Here is a 14961-nt window from a genome sequence, read left to right as displayed (position 1 = left end):
TCTTCTGTCTTTTTGGGTTATTTTACCTACTGAATAGCTGATACCTTTGTTCGTATATTCAGTATAACAAAGAAGTAACTTCTACACCTGATATTCTTTAGGTGTGAGGTGTACAGATTATAATTTAAAAAAATGAAAGCGATACAATATAACGACTACGGAAATTCAGATGTGTTAGAACAGGTCGACGTTCCGGTACCATCAGTCCAGAATGGAAATGATGTGTTAGTTCAGGTTAAAGCAGCAGGTGTAAATCCTATAGACATTAAAATCCGGATGGGCTTTATGAAAGCCGTCCGCCCCGTAGAAATGCCGTTTATTCCAGGCGGCGAGGCTGCAGGAATAATTGTAGCCATTGGAGATGATGTATCAGCCTTTAAAGTGGGCGATGAAGTGATTGCCCTAACCAGGACAAATGCCTACGCAGAATATGTAACCGCAAACGAAAGCTTAGTGGTGCCGAAACCACAAGGACTTTCCTTTGCAGAGGCGGCATCAATCGGTGTCAACATTGGCACTGCCGAATCCGTTCTGTTCATTGCTGGTAAATTACAAAAGGGACAAAGCGTATTAATCCAGGGTGGAAGTGGTGCTGTTGGTGGTGCAATGGTACAGATGGCAAAAGCTGCAGGTGCATACGTTATTGCAACAGCATCGGGAAAAGGTGTGGCATTGGCAAAAAGTTTTGGCGCCGACGAGGTAATTGACTATAAATTAAAAGATGTTGCGCGTTTGATTAAGGATATTGACCTGGTAGCGGATACCGCAGGTGGTGAAGCCCAGACAAAACTTTTTCAAGTGCTAAAACCCGGTGGTATGCTGTTGAGCATTGTGGTACCACCATCGCAGGAACTGGCAGAACAATACGAGGTAAAAGCGAGTTTTGTCGCCTCCAACATTTCAGCCCAAACCTTGCAGAATGGCATTGAATTATTAAAAATTGGAAAATTTAAACCGGTTGTTTCAAAGATATTCAAGCTCGGAGAAGCAGCCGTGGCACAGGATTTTTTAACAGCCGGAGGTGTAAATGGAAAGGTTATCCTTACAATCGGTTAAAAATCGATCACAATTTAAATTTTACAAGTTTATATCACTAACATAATGAAAAACAACTCATGAAATTACTAGAAAAAGTAACACTAGGAAAGAAAATACTAAGGAACGCGATGGCAATGGCGCCAATGACACGAAGCCGTGCTAACATAGAAGGAGTAGTGTCAGACCTAACGACCTTATATTACACGCAGCGGGCAAGCGCAGGACTTTTGATAACGGAAGCCATTAATATCTCAGAACAGGCTATAGGAAGTCCGTTGACACCAGGACTTTATCATGATGAACAAATTGAAGCCTGGAAGAAAGTAACTAAGTCTGTACATAACAACGGAGGTGTAATTTATGCCCAGCTATGGCATACAGGTCGTGTTGGACATTCTGTAGACAGAAATGGAAAGCTCCCTGTTGCGCCTTCGGCAGTCGCAATAAAAGGGCAACAACATTTTACTTCCCAGGGAATGAAAGATTACGAAACACCTCATGAATTAACTATTGTGGAGATCAAACAAATCGTTAAAGATTATGGTAAGGCCGCTAAAAATGCTATCGAAGCAGGTTTCGATGGCGTAGAACTTCATGCTGCATTTGGATACCTGCCGAACCAATTTTTATCGGAAAGCGCGAACCTACGCACCGATGAGTATGGTGGTAACATTGAGAACAGGAACCGCTTCGTACTGGAAGTGATGCAGGAACTTGTTCATGCATCAGGAAGCGATAAAGTTGGCATTAAACTATCGCCAACGGTTTATTATAACAATATAGAAAATAGTGATCCTGTTGCTCAATTTAGTCCTTTGATCGAGGCATTGAATGAATTGCCATTAGCTTATATCCATTTGATGAATGGCATGTTCCCTTTAAACAATTACCCTCACTATCCTAAAAATGCGATAGAAACATTTGGCGGCATCAGTAAACACCTGGTAATGGCCAACGCTGGGTTCAATAAAGAAAACGGAGAGGCAGAACTGGAGAAGGGGATCACGAAAATAATTTCTTATGGTTCATTGTTTCTCGCCAATCCTGATCTGCCAAAAAGATTTGAATTAGATGCCGAATTTAACCAAATTGACCAAGCCACAATGTACGGTGGAGGTGAACACGGATATACTGATTATCCCTTCTTGAAAGATTGATCCTGGATAATTTAGAATGATATGAATGCAGAAAGTGCGAGAGAATATTGTCTCTCCTTCGAGGGAGTTACCGAAAAAATGGCTTTCAAAAAAGCCTCTTCTGAATATGACCGAAACTTACTGGCTTTTTATGTGAAGGATAAATGGTTCTGTTTTTTTAATGTGGATGAGTTTGATTTTTGTACCTTAAAATGTGATCCTGAGGAATCAAAGAAACTTCAGGAAAAATATGAAGATGTAACGCCTGCTTACCACATGAATAAAAAACATTGGATCAGTGTTTATTTCAACAAAAAGGTTCCTGATAAGGTAATCAAGAACCTGTTAAAAAACTCGTATGAACTTGTGGTGGCTTCACTAACTAAAAGGATAAGAAAAGATTTAGAAGAGGACGCTCGTGAAAACGGATAAAGATCAAAGATAGGTGGGCATCGAACAATTTGGTGAGTTTTGTTGTCATTGGTTCCTTCGAAAAAGCGCAGGTTTAACAGCTATCTTTTTATTTACATCGGATAGCGCCCCATTTTGATATCGAGTTACCACATCTTTTAAGGCGCTACCATATTTACAAGAAAGGGTAACCGTTAATTGCAGCACAGCTATGGGCATATTGGCTCTGGCAATGGATACAAGGACGGCTACCCTTTTTTACGCTAACCGTTAAATGGTCTCTCATCTACAATTATAAAATATCCGATACGTTCCTTAATTAGCCACTTCCCATCCAGACACACGTATTTGTCATCGTACTTAACGCTGTAATCTGTAAGGATGGACTTACCTTCAGATTCTCTGATCATTTTGATCTGAGAAAAAGAAACACCTGTAGCGGTATCACCATCTATTTTCACAGTATGCTGCCCGTTCATTGTAAAATAGGTTTTTACTAAAGAGGCATGCCCGTTAAATTCCGTTTCCATGGTTTCTGTTCCGGACACATTTGCAGCTAAGAAGTTACCCATATAAACTTTGTAGGTGGCATCTGGCGTAAACAGCCTCATTACTTCTGAGATCTCTTTTTCATCACTTAAATAGGCATAAGCATCTATTAAGCCCCTTAATTCTTCTTTGATTTTCAAAATTTCTAATGTCATAATTTTTATTTTTTTGTGTTTTAAAGTTCTTTTTATAATCATCAAAATTAGGCTATATTCGCTAACAATTTATTACCTGTTACCCAAAGGTTAGTTAGTAATCAAAACATAGCGAAATGGACAATAAAGAAGAATCGGTAAAAAACAAAGAATTTACAGAAGAGTGCCATAAAATTCTAAATGGGATGGCTGATGCACTCTATGCAGTTGGCGGTAAGTGGAAACTGATGATAATTATTGCAATGGCCAGGGGAAACAACAGGTTTACAGAATTGCAGCGGCAAGTTAAGGGGATCTCAGCCAGAGTACTTTCGAGCGAACTAAAAGACCTTGAAATGAATGGTTTTATCATAAAGAAAGTATCCGTAGGCTATCCTGTTGTAATAGAATACGAATTGTTGCCTTATAGTTATACGCTTGAAAAAGTCATTGGAGCGATGACCGAATGGGGCATCCAGCACCGGGAGAAAATAAAAAGTGAAATGTCATCCAAAACCAAAGAAGGGCAATTATAATACTGTTTCAGAGAAATGGTATTATGATTGTTTCTGTTTACCTCCCTTTAGCAACCTAGCCATTGTTCATCATTTTGGTTATATTTCTGAAAAACTGCTGGAGCAGAGAACTCTCTTCGAATTTCAGCATCAACCTGCATCCCGTTCTTCAAAACTATCTTGCTATCGGGAGTTTTTATTCTTAAAATGTTCGAAGATTGCTTAAAGCAATACTTCTCTGTAATCTGACAGAAAAAAACGCCAGTAGAGTGTTCCAATTCCAGACCGTGTGAACATTTGTATAACAAATTTGCTGATTATTAGCCATATCCCAGATCTGAATACGGTTATTTTGCTTCCCTAACCAATATATATCTTATATGAAAAAACAAAATTCACTGACAGGTGTAACCAGGAAGGTTACTCTTGTTGTGGCTGCAACCTTGGTGTTTGCAAGCGCTGTATGTTTAACAGGCTGTAAAAAAGACGAAAAGATCGCGCCTGGGGAAGTCACTGCTCCGCCCCCTCCTACCAAAGCTGTCGCCACGGTAGAATCCTACCAATCGGGTACACATAACGGCTTCTTTTGGTCGCTTTGGAAGAGTGACGGCGCAACTGGCACAGTCAATTATGCCAATGGTACCGGGGGAAATTACAGCGTTAACTGGAACGGCTTTAACGGTAATTTTACTTGCGGTAAAGGTTATTCAGTAGGGTCAAAAACCTATAAGATAGGCTATAACCTGAGCACTTATTCAAACTCCGGAGGTGGTACTTTTGGATGGTACGGATGGAGTAGAAGCCCTTATTTTGAGTATTATGTGAATGAAACCTGGGGTGCGGTTTCACCTCATAGCGGGACTTACCTGGGAACATTTGAAACCGATGGTGCAGGTTATAATGTATGGACCCGATGGATGACAGGTAAAAATATCGACGGTGGCGACGGTTTCAGGCAGATTTATAGCTCCAGGGTTACAAAGGTTCCTACCGGACAAAATCGCGTCATTACTTTCGCCAACCACTATAACAAGTGGCAAAGTTTCGGATATACGCTTGGTCAGTTAAATATTCCTGCGATTATGGTTGCGGAAACATGGGGCTCTAATACGAATGGCAATATTAACTGTACCATTTGGGCCGCACAGTAAACATTTGTTTAAACCCATCACAACCACATTACTGCCTGGCAATAAGCCGGGCAGTATGTACTGCAGGTACTTTATGATCAATACCTGGATTAAAAATGCTTTTAATATTATTTAACAATTAGTTATTATGAGATCCATACTTTATTTCCTTGCATTTTTCAGTTTTATCCTTCCCGCCTGCCATTCGCCAAATCTTAAAAATACAGATGGAAACAAAAAATCACTGATCGGAAAATGGCATCGGTTTTCCAAAGCGAATGGATATAGCGAATTTGATATTGATTCGCAATATGTAGTTTTCTATAATCAGAAAGTTGGCCGCTTTAAGCTTCCTTACAAAATAGAAAATGATTCCTTAAAATACCTTACCAAAGATTATGTAGCTAAGATTACAGACTACGGAGACTCCCTTCTTTTGGAAGGCAACGATAGTACTCAAGCGGTGTTGCACAGGTTTAAAGAACCACATGTTCCTTTTGCAACAATTCCTGAACAAAAAGATTCTGTATCATTTGCATCATACATCGCTGATTTCGATAAAAGATTAATCAGTGAGTTTGAGAAAGCCGGAATAAAGATTTCTGATGGTATGGAAAAACCTGAGGGACCGGTTTACGAAGAACTGTTAAAAAAAAAATCAGCAAATAGGTAAAAGATGTTTAATAATTTAAACAACTACTCAAACTATAATCGGTGAGCATTCATACCGTTAATATGCTCACCGAATTGCTCACCTTTTTCGGATCAAGCGGAAAAGCTCTGCCGTTATACCAATTTCTAAGCTGATAAGTGGTTCGCTCCATTGCAACATCCCTATCATCCTGCAACCTTTGCTTATGGGTTCATTCTTTTAAACATTCCCTGTATTTCAACGGGTGTTGCTTTTGATAACATTTCGCTATATCCAAAAGTCAATTCATTCCTGCCTTCTTTTAGTTGTTGAAATATTGCATTAATAAAATCCTCAACAGAAGGGTGCTCGCTGTGCAAGCCTTTGCCGCCCAGGTCAGTATTGAGGGCTGGTGGGATCAATTCGATGACCTCTATATTTTTTGATTTTAATAAATGTCTCAATGAAATGGTAAATGAGTGGAAAAAAGCTTTTGTAGCACAATAAACGGGTACCTTTGTAAGGGGCGCAAATGCCAGGCCGGAGGTTACATTAATGACCGTATCCAGTGATTTGAGTTCGGTAAAGAGTGAAGTTAAATGCAACGGCGCTAAAACATTTATTTGAATTTCATTTTTTGCTTTATCATAAAAGCGCTCGTCTGAAATATCCATCCAGTTTTGAATACCAGCATTGTTTACCAATACGTTCAAATCACTATGGTGTTCAGCAATCCATTGATAAAGTTCCGTTCGCCCGGATTCCTCTGATAAGTCGCATACCTTTGTTATTACTGCCGGGAATTTGTCAGACACTTCTTGCAGCGCTTCTTTCCTTCTGCCACAAATAATAACCTGGTTGTTTTCCTGAATAAATCTTTCAGTTAATCCCAAACCGATGCCAGTGGCTCCGCCAGTGATTAAAATTTTATTGTTTGATAATTTCATTGTTTTTTGTTTAATATTCAATGTTTTAAAGAATTTTTATCTTTTTCAATTCTATGTTTTTTAACTTGTTCCATACAAAAGCAGATTATAAACCCAACAATTTTTCGGCATTTTTATAACCGATTTTTTCTTTGGCCTCTTCTGAAATAGGCGCACTTTCAAGAAATTGCCTGGTACTATTATCTATTAAATAAGGGTAATCACCTGAATAAATAATTTTGTCGGCCCCCAGCTCATCAATCACATATTTAAGTTGAGCTTCAGAAAAAAGTCCGCTTGGTGTGATATAGATATTGCTTTTATAATAGTCGGAGATTTTGCGCTCTAATTTTAAGGTTTTGCTTAACTGATCGTCTAAGCGGTTCAGAAAAAAAGGAACCAGTTCACCCCAATGTCCTGAAATGAGTTTCAGGTCAGGCAGTTTATCAAAAATGCCCGAAGCAATTAAGCGGACAATTGCAATTCCTGAATCTAAATGCCAGCCATATCCTGCCGATGAAAACATAGCACCTGCAATGCCAGGCCAGTTATTACTCTGATAATAATGTGCGGCAATATTTTTGGAGATGAAACCAGGATGCATATACACAGGCACATTTAACTCCTGGGCTTTAGAAAAAATGGGCAAAAATGCTGTTTCATCAAAAAATCGGCCATTAAAAGTTCCTGAAAGCATTGCGCCTTTAAAACCTAATTCCTTCACTGCCCGGTTCAACTCTTCTCCGGCCGCAGTTGGGTCGGCAACGGGCAAGGTGGCAAAACCGGCAAATCTTGTTGGGTACTTTTTTATCAGCCTGGCTAATTCATCATTGGCCTCGCGGCAAAGTTCAGCGGCCAATGTCTTGTCCGTTATGTTTTGAGGACTTCCGGCACCGTAGGAGAGCACCTGTATGTCAATGCCGCTTTCATCCATAAATTTTATCCGCCGTTCCCCAACATCTTCCATATCCTCGCTGCTTGGCCCAATTTTCATGAGTTCCTTTTGCACTTCATCATTAGGTGCAGTGCCACCATTTTCTTTGATATTAAATGCGGCTAATTTTTGCGAGATGCTTTTCAGGATAAAATGCTCCTCAATGGTAATTATTTTTAGTGGTTTCATTTTCTACTATAGTGACAATGCGAATTAAGCCCGGAAACTCAATTCCAAGGCACTTTTATACGGATTAAGATTAGCTAGCGGATTATTTACCCGCGCCATCATATACCTCTTTTACAACCAATGATGCAGAAACGAGTTTCGGCCAGCCTGCGTAAAATGCCAGTTGAGTTAATGCTTCGCCCATTTCCCCGCGTGTAATGCCATGCTCAACAGCCCGCCCCATATACATGCCAAGAAATTGGATATCTCCAGCCGCAATCATTGCACTTACGGTTGCCAGGCTTCTGCTTCTTGATGATAATCCTGCCCGGAGCCAAACCTCGCCGTACAATAATTCATTGGTATATTTAGCAAAACCTTCGGCTATCGGGGCGATATTTTGCGCTATAAATGCTACCCTGTTCTCATCGCCCGGTAAAGCCTCATTTTTATCAAGCGCCAGCGGGCTGGTTGAAGGTAATTCTGCCCCTAATATTCCATAATTTGCAAATACATCTTTTGCAACAGCAACAGCCGACATGGCATTGGGCACCCCTGAATAGAAAGCAAGGTGTGTGATAATTTCTGAAAGTTCACCTGGCGTAATACCACTGTTCAGCGCTTTGATAAAGTAATGCGGCATGGCATTGCTTTGGTTTCTTGCTATCAGGGATGACAAAGTAACGATGCAGCGGTCATGCTTTGATAACCCTGGGCGCTCCCAAACTTCACCTACCAGTTTTTCGGCGATATACTTACCTAATGCAGGAGAAACACTACTTACATCAGCACTTGAAAATGCAGGTTTTGGCCCGGTCTTTTCTGCATTGCTAATTTTAAACGCTTTTACAATTGCTTCGCCTACGCTTGCGGCAGATTGCGGATTTTGGCCCGTGATCAACCTGCCATCAATAGCAATGTTATTATTCCAGTTAGGGGCATGCTTGTAAACAGCTCCATGGTTAATTAAAGCATCCTGAAGCAGGAACGGAACTACCTTGGTTGATTGTACTTCTTCCTCTTCGCCATTGGTAAAGCCAGCTACATTTTTGCCCGAGATCAGATAGGAGCCATCGCTTAGTTTTACGTTTACCAAAGCTGCAGGGCCGTGGCAAACTGCCGAAACAATTTTTCCAGATTCGTAAAATTCCGGCACTAACTTTAAGATTGCGGGGCTATCGGCAAAATCCCACATGGTTCCATGCCCACCCGCAAAAAATATGGCCTCATAGTCTGAAGCTTTTACATCATCTAATTTCAAAGTATTTGCAATAGCTTCACGAAAATTGATATCTGCCCAATATTTGGCATTAACCTGATCGTTGAAATCTTCTAAGCCATCTAAAGGTGCTGCTCCACCCTTGATAGATGCAATATCAACTGTAACGCCACTTGCTTCTAATTTTTCTAATGGATGGGTAACTTCGCTCAGGTTAAATCCTGTAGGGATACCTGTATCTCCTTTTACATTACAGCTTGTTACTACAAACAAGACTTTTTTCGAATCTTTTTCTATATTCATTTCGTTTATTTCAATATTTATTGAGGTAGATTATTTTAGTAGACAACTATATCATCGATTTTTCCCAGGCACCCTGGGTATCAACGCCCGCTTTTGCTGCCAAGGTTTCTATTCTTTCTATTTCCTGATGAGTTAACCTAATTTTAGTGGCATTTAAAGCGTCTTCAATTTGAGCAGTTTTGGTTATCCCAATAATGGGTAAGGTGTTTTTAGCAATGGCCCATGCAATTGCAACCTGGGCAACGGAAGCATTTTTGCCGATACCAATTTCTCTCATCACATCGGTTAATTCTTCTACCTGTGGAAGCACTTTATTGTAGGTATTTGCTCTGGCGCTACCTTCGGGAAGCGGATTTTGAGTATTATATTTGCCAGACAATGCGCCTTGTTCAAGCACCATATAAGCAAAGAAAGTAATGTTGTGTAATTTGCAATAGTCGATGATCCCGGCATCTTCGGATGAACGGTATAGAAGACTGTAATGGTTCTGTACGGCAGAAATACTAAAACCTGCGGTTTCAAGTATACTATTGGCCAATATAATTTCTTCGAGGTTATGGTTAGATACCCCAACACTTTTTATTTTTCCGCTTTTAAGCAGTGGAATCAGTTCGGGAGTCAATTTACTAACGTCAGTAGGGTTATGAATCCAGTAAATGTCTATATAGTCCGTTCCTAAACGCTCAAAACTGCTATTCAGCATTTCCTCGATAGGGTTGTCAGAAGAACCAGCCATCTGTGGTGTAAACTTGGTAGATAGTAAGAGATCCTCACGTGGGTATTGTTTTACAAACGCTCCTAATATCGTTTCGGATGAACCCATACCATAGGCGGTTGCAGTGTCCCATAGGTTAAAACCTGCCTTCATTGCGGTATCGAACACCTGCTTTAAATCGCCAGCGCTAAGGTTGTTGCCGAAAACCTGGTCGCCTCCTGCAGAACCTGTTCCCCATGACCAGGTACCGAATGCTATTGATGGTAATTTTTTCATTTTCTTTTTATTATTTGCAGAACTGCGGTAGACGATTTAATGGATTATAGAATAGAGCTAAGTTCTTTATACTTTTGCATCAGATCGTTATACGGATTCCTGTTTCTCTTACCATTATTTCTGCTTTAGCGTATTTCTGCGAGATTGTTTGCAATACGTTTGCACCAATAAATAAAGCTCTATGAATTGTTTCATAAGGCCGTGCATATCAAAAAAATTTGCTAAAACTGGTATTTTAAGATGCGATATTAAAAACGACTTTGCCTAAAGCCCCCTCTTTGATTATCGTTTTATAAGCTTCCTTATAAGCTGACATGGGGTAAGTTTTGCTGATGTGGATATCAAAACCTTTTAATGCATCATTTGCTAATCGGTTTAAACTTTCTGTGTCAGATTTCATCAAAAGAATTTCATATTTCTTTCGAGATACCATGTTATTTGAAAACGAATGCACGAAATTCCATAACGAAGGGGTAACGGTAAAATATGTGGATTTAGGCTTCATTAATTTTTTAGCTTGACTGAAAGATAATTTAGCAGATAGTTCAATGATAACATCAAACTTCTTCTTTAAATCCGTCACTTTTTCTCTGTTGTAATCAATCACATAATCACTCCCCCACTTCTTTAACAAATGATGCCCTTTTGCGCTTGAAACAGCCGTTACAATCGCTCCCCGGCTTTTAGCAATCTGTATCGCAAACATACCTACTCCGGCAGATGCGCCGTTTATCAAAATCTCCTTCCCTTTTATACTATCCTTGTTTTTAGTGAGCATCTGTAAAGCGGACTGGCCGACCGTTGGTATTGCAGAAGCTTGTTCAAATGACAGATCCGCAGGCTTTTTAGCAATTTCCTTTTCATTCACCAAAATATATTCTCCAAGAACTCCATCTTTAAAAGGATCTATTACGCCAAACACGTCATCCCCTGCTTTAAATTTTTGAACACCCGTACCTGTGCTTTCTATTGTTCCGGAGAAGTCGCAACCGACAGATTTTGGGAATTTCTTGCCCGACATCAGTTTCACCTCACCCATTAAAATCTTCCAGTCGATAGGATTAATAGAAACGGCCTTTACTTTAACCAAAATTTGTTGCGTATCGGGAACTGGCTTATTTACCTCTACAGCATGTAAAACGTCGACACTGCCGTATTGGTCATAGATTATTTTTTTCATTGATTTGCTATTATTCTAAATTTCATTATCTAAAAAAGATCAGCCACCCAATGATTAAAAAGGCACACTTATAAGGTGTAAAACATCGATAACATTGAGGTGATCGTTCTTCGATGTAAAATTATCGGAACGGAAATTGAATATCGTTGACTTCAATCAACAAATCATAGGTGGGCAACTCTTCTTCTAACCCTGCTTAATGTTTCCTTCCGGATGCCAAGAAAGCTTGCAATGTAATGTTGCGGAACACGCAACAATAAGGATGGTCTTTCCTTAAGAATTTCCAGATACAACTCTTCTGGTGATGCCGATTTAATTCGGTTGGAATTTTCCATTATAATAGCATTATCGGCGAAGCTCTTCTGAATCATGAAGTGCTGAATCCACGGTGTCTTTGCAGCGCTACACATGTCATTGCCTGTTATACACAATAACTCGCAATCCTCAAGTGCCTGTAGGTTCATGTCCGTCGGCTTCTGGTTAATCATACTTTCAACCTGGCCAACCCATGTATTTTCCTCATAAAATCTGGAAATTTTCTCATCACCCTGGCTATCCAGCCAATATTCGCGCAAGCAGCCTTTTAAAGTAAACGACCAATATTTAGGAACTTTACCGGCTATGTAATGGAATTCACCCTTTTTTAAATAAACCGGTTTAAAAAGGTTAAAAAAGAGTTCAAACTCATCTCTGGATATTTGAACATAAGAGCAGATCTGAGTATAAAGTATCTCGGCGTTCATTTTAATTAAGATTTGTAAAATACTTCATTGATCATGCTAAGGGGCGAAGTTCTTTATACTTTTGCATTAAATCATTATACATATTCCTGTTTCTCTTACCAATTTTTCTGTTCATTAGCGCTTCTGCAGGGATAATTGAAATACTTAAGCTATTTTCACTTTAAAATAACCGAAGTAATGGGAAATCCCCTTAGAATTGAAAGTGTGGCTCAGATCAATAACGAGAGGGGGCAGAAGACCCTGCATCCTTTGGTCAGTGTTCTTGATCAGTCGCTATCGAAGCCGGTAAAAGAGGCGCGTTATATTTCTGATGTGTACATGATCTTTTTAAAAGACGAGAAGTGCGGGGAGATGAAATATGGCCGCAATCACTATGATTACGAAGAAGGAACACTTCTTTTTATTGCACCAGGGCAGGTATTTGGTTTTGAGGAAAGCGAAAACATGATACAGCCGACCGGCTGGGGATTATTCTTTCATCCCGATCTCATCCGTGGAACCCATCTTGGCAAATGCATTAACGAATACAGCTTTTTCTCTTACGATGTTAATGAAGCACTTCACGTATCCGATGCAGAAAGAGAAATAGTGCTGGAGTGTTTTAATAAGATCCGGTATGAATTAGCGCATCCTATTGATAAGCACAGCAGGACGTTGATCGTTAGCAACATTGAAATGTTCCTGAATTATTCTGTTCGGTTTTACGACCGGCAGTTTCTCACCAGAGAACATATCCATAAGGATGTATTGACTGTATTTGAGGGATTACTGAACGAATACTTCCAGTCGGAAAAGCTGCAAACCCTGGGATTGCCCTCCGTTTCGTATTGTGCAGAGCAACTCAACCTGTCTCCAAAATATTTCGGAGATCTGGTAAAAAAAGAAACAGGAAAATCTGCACTAGAGTATATACACCTCAAACTGATTGATGCCGCGAAAGAACAGATACTTGATCTCAGTAAATCCGTAAGTGAAGTTGCATATAGGCTTGGCTTTAAATATCCCTCACATTTTACCCGTTTTTTTAAACAACAGGTTGGACATTCGCCCAATGAATACCGGAATTCTATGAATTGATTGAAATACGCATAATTTCTTGTCGGGCTGCAACGCTTTTAAAAACCAGATTCTTTGTCATCCTTGACATATCCTATTTTAGTTTACTAAAAACCTCCAGCATCGTTTCATTGTCTAGACTGTTCATATCTACCAGTTTTAATGTTTTTACCATTTTTAGGGTGGTTGTTTTGTAGTGCTGGAAGTGTGGTGTTTGCAAATGAGACTGATATGCTGCTTTATTGGCGTATATTTCTATGATCCTAACCTCAGTGGGGTTTTTCTGTTGAAACATAGGAAAAATGGCAATCACACCAGGCTCGATTTTTATAGAAGCCGCGGCCTCCTGCCGCAAAATGGATTTATAATCTTCGAGGTATTCTGGTAAAATTTCGATTTCAGAAATACGCACCATCATATCCTTCTCAATTACAGGAACCAATGGTTTTCCGATTATTTTCCTGATGGTATTTCCCTGTGTTTTATTAACGTTTGTTTCAACCAGCATTGCTAATTGTTCCAATTGGTTTTCAGTTAGGCCTGTATTCTTTCCCATGTTGATATGAGCCTGCAGCTGACCTTCGACACCAGGCATCGAGGCCAGAGCCGCAATTGTTACCATTTCTCTTTGCTGATAACTCAGCACGTCACTAACAAAAATGTCGGCAAATAAATGTTCCTTTAAAAAAGCATCAATACGCGGTGCAAATTCCCCGAAGCCTGGGGCAGGTTTTGATTGTGGGGTCTTGGTCAGTTCTTCCAACACTTTTCTGCCCTGTTCATATTTATTTTTAGGATTATTTGCTACGACAATTGTTTTCCCTACTTTATCGGTGATCCCCTTTTCTTCTCTCTCCTTTGCTACAGTCATAAAAACGTTAATGGCATTAAGGCTTCTTGGAAAGCCACAATACGCATAAAGCTGAACGAGCGCTTCTTTAATTTCGTTAATAGCAAGTCCGGAATCCAGCCCTTTATTCAATTCCACTTTTAACAGTTCCAGGTTTCCCGTAGCTGTAAGTGCCGAAATTTTTACCAAGCTTTGCTGTTGTGCAGACAAATCCGTATTAGCTGTTTTGTTTGGTTGTGCATTCATTTTGATCATACTTATTGTGAGCACAAAAAATAGTATCCCCTTTAAAAATTTGCTTTTGCCCATCATTTTGATTGTTTAATTTTTGTTGGCTGCGTTGAACTCTTCATCAGTTACAGGGTTTAACCAAACTGCATTAGTTTCACCTTCATAATTGGTAATGGCAATATGTACCATCTTTGTTCTGGCGGTAGCTCCATGCCAGTGTTCTACATTTTCTGGTATGTTGATTACATCACCTTTTTTGATGACTTGAGCTGTTTTCCCTTCTTGCTGGTAAAGGCCCTCGCCTTCGGTTATAATCAGTACCTGCCCTTTAGGGTGCGTATGCCAGTTGGTTCTTGCCCCTGGTTCAAAAGTTACGCTACCCAAAACAAAATCGTTGTTCTTATCTTTTGCCAGAAGTGTCTGCAAATAAGCATCTCCAGTAAAATATCCATTGGTTAATTTTTCTCCTTTAGGGAAAAGAGCCGTGGTGTTTTCTGTTATCATTTTTTCTTGATTTTTATTGTTATTGCAGGCGGTTATAGAAAATGAAATTCCCATTATAAAAGCTAATAACATTATCCTGAAAATTGTTTTCATTGCAATGAGTTTATTTTATTGTACCAATTCACGGTTATTTTTAGTTTCAGATTGCATTTCTCACTAACAGGGATCAATACCAAAAGTTGTGGAGGACGGTAAAAACAAATAGCTTTGCATTTTACTATTTCACTTTATATGACTTCCCCTGCAGCCTCTTTACTTAAATTGTTCTTACCAGATTTTATACTAGCAAACTTTACTATTACCGGTGTCATT

The 14961-nt window shown here is 39.6% G+C and carries 16 protein-coding genes; 7 read left to right on the top strand and 9 right to left on the bottom strand.

Going from position 1 to position 14961, the window contains the following annotated elements:
• Positions 1–132: 132 nt before the first annotated feature.
• From AC1DNH_RS20430 to AC1DNH_RS20420, 3 genes are read left to right on the top strand one after another with little or no spacing between them, the layout of a single operon-like run.
• Positions 133–1056 (top strand): NADP-dependent oxidoreductase, encoded by a 924-nt coding sequence (locus tag AC1DNH_RS20430; protein WP_477581821.1) that lies wholly within the window; start codon positions 133–135, stop codon positions 1054–1056.
• A 59-nt stretch (positions 1057–1115) separates the two neighbouring features.
• The gene (locus tag AC1DNH_RS20425; protein ID WP_477581823.1) at positions 1116–2195 is read left to right on the top strand and encodes an alkene reductase; all 1080 of its coding nucleotides are present in this window, start codon (positions 1116–1118) and stop codon (positions 2193–2195) included.
• Between the two features lie 21 nt (positions 2196–2216).
• Entirely contained in the window at positions 2217–2606 is a 390-nt protein-coding gene (locus tag AC1DNH_RS20420; protein ID WP_477581824.1) for an MmcQ/YjbR family DNA-binding protein, read from the top strand.
• Between the two features lie 242 nt (positions 2607–2848).
• On the opposite strand, the gene AC1DNH_RS20415 is transcribed toward AC1DNH_RS20420, so the two are convergent.
• Entirely contained in the window at positions 2849–3289 is a 441-nt protein-coding gene (locus AC1DNH_RS20415; RefSeq protein WP_477581825.1) for a nuclear transport factor 2 family protein, read from the bottom strand.
• Between the two features lie 116 nt (positions 3290–3405).
• Between AC1DNH_RS20415 and AC1DNH_RS20410 the strand changes: the two genes are divergently transcribed.
• From AC1DNH_RS20410 to AC1DNH_RS20400, 3 genes are all read left to right on the top strand, one after another.
• Positions 3406–3804 carry a winged helix-turn-helix transcriptional regulator gene (locus tag AC1DNH_RS20410; RefSeq protein WP_477581827.1) on the top strand — a complete coding sequence of 133 codons (399 nt, stop codon included), beginning with the start codon at positions 3406–3408 and terminating at the stop codon, positions 3802–3804.
• Positions 3805–4163: 359 nt separating this feature from the next.
• On the top strand, positions 4164–4934 hold the full coding sequence (locus AC1DNH_RS20405) for a glycoside hydrolase family 11 protein (protein WP_477608343.1): 771 nt from the start codon (positions 4164–4166) through the stop codon (positions 4932–4934).
• Between the two features lie 127 nt (positions 4935–5061).
• A complete protein-coding gene (locus tag AC1DNH_RS20400) occupies positions 5062–5586 on the top strand; it encodes a hypothetical protein (protein ID WP_477585712.1) in 525 nt (174 codons plus the stop codon).
• Between the two features lie 182 nt (positions 5587–5768).
• Here AC1DNH_RS20400 and AC1DNH_RS20395 read toward each other — a convergent pair whose 3' ends face one another.
• The 6 genes from AC1DNH_RS20395 to AC1DNH_RS20370 form a co-directional block, all read right to left on the bottom strand.
• Entirely contained in the window at positions 5769–6491 is a 723-nt protein-coding gene (locus tag AC1DNH_RS20395; RefSeq protein ID WP_477585714.1) for an SDR family oxidoreductase, read from the bottom strand.
• 85 nt (positions 6492–6576) lie between these two features.
• On the bottom strand, positions 6577–7593 hold the full coding sequence (locus tag AC1DNH_RS20390; protein ID WP_477608345.1) for an amidohydrolase family protein: 1017 nt from the start codon (positions 7591–7593) through the stop codon (positions 6577–6579).
• 82 nt (positions 7594–7675) lie between these two features.
• Entirely contained in the window at positions 7676–9094 is a 1419-nt protein-coding gene (locus AC1DNH_RS20385) for a carboxymuconolactone decarboxylase family protein (RefSeq protein ID WP_477584300.1), read from the bottom strand.
• Positions 9095–9140: 46 nt separating this feature from the next.
• On the bottom strand, positions 9141–10085 hold the full coding sequence (locus tag AC1DNH_RS20380; protein WP_477584299.1) for an aldo/keto reductase: 945 nt from the start codon (positions 10083–10085) through the stop codon (positions 9141–9143).
• A 235-nt stretch (positions 10086–10320) separates the two neighbouring features.
• The gene (locus tag AC1DNH_RS20375; RefSeq protein ID WP_477625608.1) at positions 10321–11265 is read right to left on the bottom strand and encodes an NAD(P)-dependent alcohol dehydrogenase; all 945 of its coding nucleotides are present in this window, start codon (positions 11263–11265) and stop codon (positions 10321–10323) included.
• A 164-nt stretch (positions 11266–11429) separates the two neighbouring features.
• Positions 11430–12008 (bottom strand): Crp/Fnr family transcriptional regulator, encoded by a 579-nt coding sequence (locus tag AC1DNH_RS20370; protein ID WP_477610762.1) that lies wholly within the window; start codon positions 12006–12008, stop codon positions 11430–11432.
• 177 nt (positions 12009–12185) lie between these two features.
• Between AC1DNH_RS20370 and AC1DNH_RS20365 the strand changes: the two genes are divergently transcribed.
• A complete protein-coding gene (locus tag AC1DNH_RS20365; RefSeq protein ID WP_477584294.1) occupies positions 12186–13085 on the top strand; it encodes a helix-turn-helix domain-containing protein in 900 nt (299 codons plus the stop codon).
• Positions 13086–13158: 73 nt separating this feature from the next.
• On the opposite strand, the gene AC1DNH_RS20360 is transcribed toward AC1DNH_RS20365, so the two are convergent.
• A complete protein-coding gene (locus AC1DNH_RS20360; RefSeq protein WP_477584292.1) occupies positions 13159–14160 on the bottom strand; it encodes a carboxymuconolactone decarboxylase family protein in 1002 nt (333 codons plus the stop codon).
• 75 nt (positions 14161–14235) lie between these two features.
• Positions 14236–14649 (bottom strand): (R)-mandelonitrile lyase, encoded by a 414-nt coding sequence (locus tag AC1DNH_RS20355; RefSeq protein ID WP_477584290.1) that lies wholly within the window; start codon positions 14647–14649, stop codon positions 14236–14238.
• Between the last annotated feature and the right edge of the window lie 312 nt (positions 14650–14961).

The sequence above is a fragment of the Pedobacter sp. 01N310 genome (assembly GCF_056399805.1).
Note: the sequence above shows the minus strand (reverse complement) of the source record. Positions and strands in the feature narration are given on the sequence as shown.

What these genes read in the sequence shown, in the direction of transcription:
- AC1DNH_RS20365 (WP_477584294.1), top strand. Translation starts at nt 12,186, where the DNA reads ATGGGAAATCCCCTTAGAATTGAAAGTGTGGCTCAGATCAATAACGAG.
- AC1DNH_RS20415 (WP_477581825.1), bottom strand. Translation starts at nt 3,289, where the DNA reads ATGACATTAGAAATTTTGAAAATCAAAGAAGAATTAAGGGGCTTAATA.
- AC1DNH_RS20405 (WP_477608343.1), top strand. Translation starts at nt 4,164, where the DNA reads ATGAAAAAACAAAATTCACTGACAGGTGTAACCAGGAAGGTTACTCTT.
- AC1DNH_RS20375 (WP_477625608.1), bottom strand. Translation starts at nt 11,265, where the DNA reads ATGAAAAAAATAATCTATGACCAATACGGCAGTGTCGACGTTTTACAT.
- AC1DNH_RS20370 (WP_477610762.1), bottom strand. Translation starts at nt 12,008, where the DNA reads ATGAACGCCGAGATACTTTATACTCAGATCTGCTCTTATGTTCAAATA.
- AC1DNH_RS20355 (WP_477584290.1), bottom strand. Translation starts at nt 14,649, where the DNA reads ATGATAACAGAAAACACCACGGCTCTTTTCCCTAAAGGAGAAAAATTA.
- AC1DNH_RS20390 (WP_477608345.1), bottom strand. Translation starts at nt 7,593, where the DNA reads ATGAAACCACTAAAAATAATTACCATTGAGGAGCATTTTATCCTGAAA.
- AC1DNH_RS20425 (WP_477581823.1), top strand. Translation starts at nt 1,116, where the DNA reads ATGAAATTACTAGAAAAAGTAACACTAGGAAAGAAAATACTAAGGAAC.
- AC1DNH_RS20430 (WP_477581821.1), top strand. Translation starts at nt 133, where the DNA reads ATGAAAGCGATACAATATAACGACTACGGAAATTCAGATGTGTTAGAA.
- AC1DNH_RS20400 (WP_477585712.1), top strand. Translation starts at nt 5,062, where the DNA reads ATGAGATCCATACTTTATTTCCTTGCATTTTTCAGTTTTATCCTTCCC.
- AC1DNH_RS20395 (WP_477585714.1), bottom strand. Translation starts at nt 6,491, where the DNA reads ATGAAATTATCAAACAATAAAATTTTAATCACTGGCGGAGCCACTGGC.
- AC1DNH_RS20385 (WP_477584300.1), bottom strand. Translation starts at nt 9,094, where the DNA reads ATGAATATAGAAAAAGATTCGAAAAAAGTCTTGTTTGTAGTAACAAGC.
- AC1DNH_RS20360 (WP_477584292.1), bottom strand. Translation starts at nt 14,160, where the DNA reads ATGAATGCACAACCAAACAAAACAGCTAATACGGATTTGTCTGCACAA.
- AC1DNH_RS20380 (WP_477584299.1), bottom strand. Translation starts at nt 10,085, where the DNA reads ATGAAAAAATTACCATCAATAGCATTCGGTACCTGGTCATGGGGAACA.
- AC1DNH_RS20420 (WP_477581824.1), top strand. Translation starts at nt 2,217, where the DNA reads ATGAATGCAGAAAGTGCGAGAGAATATTGTCTCTCCTTCGAGGGAGTT.
- AC1DNH_RS20410 (WP_477581827.1), top strand. Translation starts at nt 3,406, where the DNA reads ATGGACAATAAAGAAGAATCGGTAAAAAACAAAGAATTTACAGAAGAG.